Annotated in this window: 7 protein-coding genes and 1 rRNA gene; 2 read left to right on the forward strand and 6 right to left on the reverse strand. The window is 32.6% G+C overall.

Features of this window, described 5'->3' with window-relative positions; genetic code table 11:
- Positions 1–122 precede the first annotated feature (122 nt).
- Complete coding sequence (locus tag ACKTSW_RS03120) at positions 123–1799, forward strand: formate--tetrahydrofolate ligase (protein WP_408023813.1); 1677 nt, start codon at positions 123–125, stop codon at positions 1797–1799.
- A gap of 168 nt (positions 1800–1967) precedes the next feature.
- On the opposite strand, the gene ACKTSW_RS03125 is transcribed toward ACKTSW_RS03120, so the two are convergent.
- From ACKTSW_RS03125 to thrS, 6 genes are all read right to left on the reverse strand, one after another.
- Positions 1968–2873 (reverse strand): serine hydrolase domain-containing protein, encoded by a 906-nt coding sequence (locus tag ACKTSW_RS03125; protein ID WP_408023818.1) that lies wholly within the window; start codon positions 2871–2873, stop codon positions 1968–1970.
- A gap of 353 nt (positions 2874–3226) precedes the next feature.
- The gene (locus tag ACKTSW_RS03130) at positions 3227–3826 is read right to left on the reverse strand and encodes a hypothetical protein (RefSeq protein ID WP_408023815.1); all 600 of its coding nucleotides are present in this window, start codon (positions 3824–3826) and stop codon (positions 3227–3229) included.
- A 95-nt stretch (positions 3827–3921) separates the two neighbouring features.
- Positions 3922–4266 carry a 50S ribosomal protein L20 gene (rplT, locus tag ACKTSW_RS03135; protein ID WP_408023816.1) on the reverse strand — a complete coding sequence of 115 codons (345 nt, stop codon included), beginning with the start codon at positions 4264–4266 and terminating at the stop codon, positions 3922–3924.
- Between the two features lie 91 nt (positions 4267–4357).
- Entirely contained in the window at positions 4358–4555 is a 198-nt protein-coding gene (gene rpmI / locus ACKTSW_RS03140) for a 50S ribosomal protein L35 (protein WP_047790515.1), read from the reverse strand.
- 44 nt (positions 4556–4599) lie between these two features.
- On the reverse strand, positions 4600–5118 hold the full coding sequence (gene infC, locus ACKTSW_RS03145) for a translation initiation factor IF-3 (protein ID WP_408023819.1): 519 nt from the start codon (positions 5116–5118) through the stop codon (positions 4600–4602).
- Between the two features lie 62 nt (positions 5119–5180).
- Positions 5181–7139: a threonine--tRNA ligase gene (thrS, locus tag ACKTSW_RS03150; RefSeq protein ID WP_408023817.1), complete on the reverse strand. Its 1959-nt coding sequence runs from the start codon at positions 7137–7139 to the stop codon at positions 5181–5183.
- A 936-nt stretch (positions 7140–8075) separates the two neighbouring features.
- On the opposite strand from thrS, the gene ACKTSW_RS03155 reads away from it, so the two are divergent.
- A 16S ribosomal RNA gene (locus ACKTSW_RS03155) occupies positions 8076–8420 on the forward strand; the annotation flags it as partial.

Below are 8420 nucleotides of genomic sequence, written 5' to 3' on the forward strand. Positions count from 1 at the left end.
TCTTATTAGATAATAATTAAAGAATATTTGCTAACAAATATCAGTTTTCATAGGGATTATATTACGTATATTTACTCGCTCTTTTAGCATAACAAAATAACTTAAAAATTAAACAATTTGCCATGGCGCATTTAACCGATATTGAAATTGCTCAAGCAAAAGAATTACAACATATTAAGTATATAGCTAGTAAGTTACAAGTAGATGAAGATGATTTAGAAATGTATGGGAAATACAAAGCTAAACTCCCTTTAAACTTGATAGATGAAGAGAAAGTAAAAGAAAACAACTTGGTGTTGGTTACAGCATTGACACCTACGCCAGCAGGTGAAGGAAAGACTACTGTCTCCATAGGTTTAACTGAAGGTTTGAACAAAGTAGGAAAACAAGCTACTGTAGTATTAAGAGAGCCATCGTTAGGGCCTGTTTTTGGAATTAAAGGAGGTGCTGCTGGAGGAGGATACTCTCAAGTAGTTCCTATGGAAGATATTAATTTGCATTTTACAGGAGATTTTAATGCAATTGAAAAAGCGAACAATCTATTATCAGCTTTAATAGATAATAATTTACAAAGCAAAACGAACAATTTAAATATCGACCCACGAACCATTTTATGGAAACGTGTAATTGATATGAATGATCGTTCGTTACGGCAAATAACCATTGGATTAGGAGGTACAGCTAATGGGATTCCTCGTGAAGATGGGTTTAATATTACACCAGCATCTGAAGTAATGGCGATACTTTGTATGGCAACAAGTTTTAATGATTTGAAAGAACGCCTAGGGAATATTTTCATAGGATTTACTTTTGATAAAAAACCAATTTTTGCTCGCGATTTAAAAGCTCAAGATGCAATGGCTATTTTATTAAAAGATGCTATTAAACCAAATTTAGTACAAACTTTAGAAGAAAACCCAGCAATTATTCATGGAGGACCTTTTGCGAATATAGCCCAAGGAACAAACACTATTATCGCTACTAAAATGGGATTATCTTTATCAAATTATGTAGTAACTGAAGCTGGCTTTGGTGCTGATTTAGGAGCAGAAAAATTTTTAAATATTAAATCACAATATGCAGGATTAAATCCTAAATGTGTAGTATTGGTTGCTACAATTAGAGCATTACGTCACCACGGAGGCTCTCTCAAAGAAGAATACAATACACCGAGTTTAGAACGTGTGCAAAACGGATTTAAAAACTTAGAAAAGCATATTGAGAATATTAGAAAATTTAATATTGAACCAGTAGTAGCGATCAACTCATTTATTTCTGATTCAGAAGAAGAAGTAAAGTTTGTAATTAATGCTTGTGATGAGTTAGGAGTACAAGCAGTAGTATCAGAAGGATGGGCAAAAGGAGGAGAAGGAACTAAAAACTTAGCTAAGGCGGTGGTTAATGTAGTAGAGAATAAAGCAACACAATACAAGCCCTTATACGACTGGAAAAGTCCTGTAAAAGAAAAGATAGAAACTATTGCTAAAGAAATTTACGGAGCAGATAGTGTAGTATATGATAAAAAGGCAGAATTAAACCTAAGAAGGATAGACCGTTTAGGATTCAACAACTTTGCTATTTGTATGGCGAAGACTCAAAAATCTTTTTCTGATGATGATAAGTTAATAGGAAGGCCAGAAGGGTTTACGATTACGGTTCGAGAAATAGAGATTGCAGCAGGAGCACAGTTTATCATTCCAATTTTAGGAAAAATGATGCGTATGCCTGGGTTACCTGCAATACCAGCATCTGAAAAGATGACAATTGATAATAACGGAGTAATCTCAGGATTGTCATAAACAATAAAATTGTACTCCGAAGGTATGAGTTCAAATCAATGTTGTAAATGGAATAGATCTTATTTTTCTATTTTAAAAGAAAATAGTTTTCCAACTGATTACAACAGCTTTAAAACATAAAATAAAATTCCGAGTTTATTACCCGGAATTTTTTTAATTAATAATTGTTTATTTCAAATTATTTATAATTTTATCTATGGTATTTTTTAAATAACTATGGGTGGTGTCGTCTTTTTCATTAGTAATTATAAAAACACCTATTTGTTTGTTGGGGATTAGAGTTAGCCAACTTGAAGTACCAAAAGCTCCACCATTCTGAAAAATTATATCAGGTTTGTTTTCACTAATTAATATTTGCCAGAAAAGGCCATTGCCGAAATCTTCCCAAAGTTCAAGTAGTTTTTTGTGAGATATTTCAATTACTTCGTTGTTTTGTTTCAAATGAAACTTCATGTATTTAATCATGTCTTCTACACTAGAATGAATACCTCCCACAGCTTTCATAGGCACTTCAGGTTCAAAAGGCATTCTTTGATTTTTACCATTGTATCCTTGCGCTAAGAATTTTTTATCTTCTTCTGTCAAAGTTGTTTTGGTATTATTCATCTTTAAAGGGGTTAATATTTTCTTCTTTAATAATTGCTCAAAAGGCATTTTATAAATATTCTCTAAACAATAACCTAATAAGTTGGCCCCTGGATTTGAATATCCAAACTTAGTTCCAGGAATTGTGTCTATCCTTACGTTATGAAGTTCGGTGAAAAAATCTTTTTCTGTAAAACCTTTTTGTAAGTCTATTATTAGAAAAGGAAGTTTTTCTTTGTTTGAAGGAATAAATATTTCAGGTTTGTTTGGAAAAATAATAGGCAAACCACTTCTATGAGTTACCAAATGACGAAAAGTAATAGGTTGTCCTTGATACTCTAAATTAGGGAAATTACCTTTTAAATAATTTCTGATATCATGATCTAAAGAAACTTTTTCTTCAGTTATTGCTTGTGCTAATAGACTACCATTAAAAGTTTTTGATAAAGAAGCTATTTCATAAATCGTATTTTTGGTAGGAGGATTAATATCTCCTTTGTGAACTTCATAAGTTTTTCCTTTGTAAAAACTCCTATAGACGCCCCATTTATTTCAGAATTAGAAACTAAAGTATCTAGCTCATTTGAAATTAACATAGCTACATCATCTGTTTGTTGATTTTTTTTGTTTTACAACTAATAATTATACCGCTAATAAGTAAAGTAAACACGAATGTTTTGAAGTTTAATACCATTTTATTTTTATACTAAAGACGTATGATTTTTTTAATGTTGCAAAATACTTATGTGACTTTATACTCATTAAAAGAAGAGGGATAATAAACAAAAAAACAACCTAACTAAGGTTGTTTTTTTGTTATGAGTTATAAAATTGTAAGCGACTTAATTCACACCGCGTTGTTTATTAATTTCATCTTGTAACTGACGACGTAATTTTTGCTCTTTTTCTATCGATTTCTTTTTGTAATGTTCAAACTCTTGTTCAACATCTTCTAGTAAACTTTTGGTTCCTTTAGTAACGGCATAACTATTATTAAAGCGATAAACAAAAAAGGCTAAACTAGCGAGTAAAGCAAAAATAATACCCCAAACCAAAGTATTATAAGTTGTTTTTCCAAGTGGAATACCTACGAAAGAAATAGTATCTTCTTTATTAACAGACATAGCTAAATCCTTATTTAATGTATTTATTTTAGTTTGTAGCTCAGTAATGTTTTTTTGCTGCTCACTAATCGTTACTTGTTTGGCGTCAGCATCTTTTTTCATTATAGAAATACTATCAAGTACATTTTTTTGAAAATCTAAAAAAGTACTACGCTTTATCATTTTATATTCTTGCCAGTTGTTAGAAAGTTTATATGTTTTCAAAAACTGATTTTCAATAGTGTTAGGTAAAGCCTTTACCTGTTCTTTAGATAATTTAGTTTGAGCAATAATATTTTGAGTAAAAATAAAAATGAATACTATTCTTAAAAATTTCATAGGATTTATATTTTAGTACAATTGATAAATATAGATGGTTTAAAAAAACCCAAACGTTAAGGTTTGGGTTTTTAGTATAAGCAAGGTTATGAAACTTATTTTACTTTTTCTACAATGGCCTTAAAAGCGTCTGGGTTGTTCATAGCTAAATCAGCTAAAACCTTACGGTTTAACTCAATATTATTAGCTTTTACTTTCCCCATAAACTGTGAGTAAGACATTCCGAACTGACGAGCTCCAGCGTTAATACGTTGAATCCATAATGAACGGAAGTTTCTCTTGTTGTTTTTACGGTCACGGTATGCATAAAGCATTCCTTTTTCAACCGCATTTTTCGCTACTGTGTAAACGTTTTTACGACGTCCAAAGTAACCTTTTGCTTGCTTCAAGATTTTTTTTCTTCTATTTCTTGAAGCTACTGAATTTACTGATCTTGGCATAATTCAAATTGTTTTTGTAGTAGGCGATCGTTATTTTGATACTTTATTGAGCCTAACTCCATGGTTAATAATTAAATTCCCTTGCTAACAATTATTTTAAAACTAATTGTTGCTTAATGTTAGCTTCATCAGACTTGTGTACTAATGTAGCGTGTGTTAATGCAAGCTTACGTTTTTTAGACTTCTTTGTTAAGATGTGACTCTTAAACGCGTGCTTTCTTTTGATTTTCCCAGTACCAGTTAACTTGAAACGTTTCTTGGCGCTAGACTTTGTTTTAATTTTAGGCATCTTTGTTCTTTAGTTTATCTTGCTTATATTATCGTTGTATTTGTTTACTTAACCTTTTTAGGGGCAATAAACATAATCATACGTTTTCCTTCCAGTTTAGGCATTTGCTCTACCTTACCGTATTCTTCTAATTCTTGAGCTAATTTCAGTAGTAAAATTTGTCCTTGTTCTTTAAATACAATTGAACGCCCTTTGAAGAATACGAAAGCTTTTAATTTAGCTCCGTCCTTTAAGAACTTAACAGCATGCTTCTTTTTAAACTCGTAATCATGTTCGTCAGTCTGAGGTCCAAAACGAATTTCCTTAACGGTAACTTTAGTAGCTTTAGCCTTTAAAGCTTTTTCACGTTTCTTTTGCTCATATAAGAATTTTTTGTAATCAATAACTTTACAAACAGGAGGAACAGCTTTTGGTGAAATTTCAACCAAATCTAATTCTAACTCTCGTGCAATCTCTTTAGCTTTGGCTAATGGATATACACCAACTTCCAAGTTATCGCCTACAAGACGAACTTCGTCAACATATCTAATTTTTTCATTAATTCTATGTTGATCTTCTTTAATTACTCTCGCGGGTCTTCTACCGCCTTTTCTTCTAATTGCTATGACTTATAAATTTTAAATTACTATCTATTTTTTTTACTTCCAAAAGGAACTAATGTTTTACTAACTTCTTTCTGTATTAGAGAAACAAACTCTTCTATAGTAAAAGTTCCTAAATCACCTTCACCATGTTTTCTAACAGATACTGTGCCATCTTCCTCTTCTTGTTCACCAACAATAACCATAAAAGGTATTTTGCTAACCTCAGCATCCCGTATCTTTCTTCCAGTCTTCTCGTTACGGTTATCAACGAGGGCGCGAATTTCGGAATTTTCTAACAAAGTTAAAACTTTTTCCGTATATTTTTGATATTTCTCACTGATTGGCAGTACAATAACTTGCTCAGGGGTTAACCAAAGAGGAAAATTACCCCCTGTGTGCTCTAGTAAAACCGCAATAAAACGCTCCATAGAACCAAATGGAGCACGGTGAATCATTACAGGTCTGTGTAATTGGTTATCGGCACCTTTGTATTGTAAATCAAAACGTTCAGGTAAATTATAATCTACTTGAATAGTTCCTAATTGCCATTTTCTGCCTAAAGCATCTTTAACCATAAAGTCTAATTTCGGACCATAAAAGGCAGCTTCACCTTCTTCAATCACATAATCTAAACCTTTATCCTTTGCCGCATTGATAATTGCTTGCTCTGCTTTTTCCCAGTTTTCAACTGAACCAATGTACTTGTCAAGATTATCCATATCTCTAATAGATACTTGCGCTGTGAAATCTTCAAAGCCTAAAGACCCAAATACATATAGTACTAAATCAATTACATCCTTAAACTCTTCATCTAATTGCTCAGGAGTACAAAAAATATGAGCATCATCTTGAGTAAAACCACGTACACGAGTCAATCCATGAAGCTCACCGCTTTGTTCATATCTATATACAGTACCAAATTCAGCAAAACGTTTAGGTAAATCTTTATATGAATATGGTTTATGATTGTATACCTCACAATGATGCGGACAGTTCATAGGTTTTAATAAAAACTCTTCGTCAGCTTTTGGAGTAGTAATCGGTTGAAAACTATCTTCACCATATTTAGCATAGTGCCCAGAAGTAACATATAGTTCTTTCTGACCAATATGAGGTGTCATTACCATTTCGTAACCTGCTTTCTTTTGGGCAGCTTTTAAGAAATCTTCTAAACGTCCACGTAAAGCAGCACCTTTAGGTAGCCATAAAGGTAACCCTTGCCCAACTTTTTGAGAAAACGTAAATAACTCTAATTCTTTACCAAGTTTTCTGTGGTCACGCTTTTTAGCCTCTTCAAGTAGTTCTAAATATTGCTTTAACTCTTTTTGTTTAGGGAAAGAAATTCCATATACACGAGTTAATTGATTGTTCTTTTCATCACCACGCCAATAAGCACCAGCAACATTCATGATTTTTACAGCTTTGATAATCCCTGTATTAGGAATATGTCCTCCACGACATAAATCAGTAAAGTCACTATGATCACAAAAAGTAATATCACCATCTTCCAAACCTTCAATAAGCTCTACTTTATATTCATTGTCTTGAGCTTTGTAATAAGCTAAAGCATCAGCTTTTGAAATAGAACGCAATTTAAACTCTGCCTTTTCACGAGCACGTTCTAAAAACTTCTTTTCTATCTTATCAAAATCCTTTTCAGAAATAGTTTCGTCTCCAAAATCAACATCATAGTAAAACCCGTTTTCAATAGCAGGTCCAATAGTTAATTTTACATTCGGATAAAAATCTTGAATAGCTTGTGCTAATACGTGAGCAGATGAATGCCAAAAAGCTTTCTTACCAGCAGTATCATTAAATGTATATAAAACCAACGAGCCATCTGTTGTTAAAGGAGTAGAAGTTTCAACAGTAGTTCCGTTAAAACTTGCAGAAATAACATTTCTAGTTAAACCTTCACTAATACTTTTAGCGACATCCATTGGAGTGCTATTCATCTCAAACTCTTTGACGCTCCCGTCAGGTAATGTAATCTTTATCATTATATAATATAGTTGTTATAAATAATTCCCTTACAAGTGGAAATTTTTAATGGCAAAGATATTGTAAAAGCATTTTTCATACAATATATATATAAGGTATTTCACATAAGGTGGTTTAATGGTGCGAGCGTTTCACTTTGTCACTTGTTTTCACTGCGCTACAACACAACAAACTGTCGGGCTTTCTGCTGTATCTTTTATATAATCTGCTAAACGCAACTTAAATAAAAGGATGCCGCTTCAATCCCTAACGCAAGTTGTCTACCTATTATATAGAACAAAGTTCACCCATCAATAGGGAAGCTCATTGTTAAAATGGTTAAAAGACACACAGAGTAGGTGTGGATAATAAAAAACTTCAGATGTAAATAATTAGAATATAGCGAGTTAAAAAAAGTTATAAAAAAAAGGCAAAAAAAGCACTTGTTGAATGGAAAAAGGTATCTATATTTGCACCCGCAAACGGATAAGCGATAAGCTAAGAAGTTAGTAAGAGTTCATTAAAATAGGGTTTAAGATATGCTAAGAAAAGGTTAAAAAATAGTTTAAATTTTTCTTGTTTAATAAGAGATAAAGTAAGTATCTTTGCAGTCCGATTTTTAGGGAAACAGTTCATTAAAATATTGCGAGAAACAAATTAAGAAAAAACTTCAAAAAGTTTTTGCCAGATTAAAAATAGTTTGTATTTTTGCATCCGCTTTAAGGAGGCGGTGTAGTTACAGAAATTTTGGAAGACGTTAAGTCACTAGTTCGAGTCTAGTATTTCTACAAGAGATTGAGTTTAGAGACGGGGTATGTAAATTACCTGTCGGTATCGGCTCGATACGTTCATTGAAAATATTGAAATTGACAGCGTAAAACAAAGAGTAGAATAACCATAACTTTTCGAAGTTAAAAATTCTTTTGGAACTTAACATTTATAATATTAAAGATTATACAATGAAGAGTTTGATCCTGGCTCAGGATGAACGCTAGCGGCAGGCTTAACACATGCAAGTCGAGGGGTAACATTGTAGCTTGCTACAGATGACGACCGGCGAACGGGTGCGTAACGCGTATAGAATCTGCCTTGTACAGGAGGATAGCCTTTAGAAATGAAGATTAATACTCCATAATGTTGTGAACTGGCATCAGTTTATAATTAAAGATTTATCGGTACAAGATGACTATGCGTCCTATTAGCTAGATGGTAAGGTAACGGCTTACCATGGCAACGATAGGTAGGGGGTCTGAGAGGATTATCCCCCACACTGGTACTGAGACACGGACCAGACTCCTACG

Source organism: Tenacibaculum sediminilitoris (assembly GCF_964513795.1).
GTDB lineage: Bacteria > Bacteroidota > Bacteroidia > Flavobacteriales > Flavobacteriaceae > Polaribacter > Polaribacter sediminilitoris.

Coding starts and splice junctions, on each gene's coding strand:
- ACKTSW_RS03120 (WP_408023813.1), top strand. CDS start 123: ATGGCGCATTTAACCGATATTGAAATTGCTCAAGCAAAAGAATTACAA.
- rpmI (WP_047790515.1), bottom strand. CDS start 4,555: ATGCCTAAAATTAAAACAAAGTCTAGCGCCAAGAAACGTTTCAAGTTA.
- thrS (WP_408023817.1), bottom strand. CDS start 7,139: ATGATAAAGATTACATTACCTGACGGGAGCGTCAAAGAGTTTGAGATG.
- rplT (WP_408023816.1), bottom strand. CDS start 4,266: ATGCCAAGATCAGTAAATTCAGTAGCTTCAAGAAATAGAAGAAAAAAA.
- ACKTSW_RS03130 (WP_408023815.1), bottom strand. CDS start 3,826: ATGAAATTTTTAAGAATAGTATTCATTTTTATTTTTACTCAAAATATT.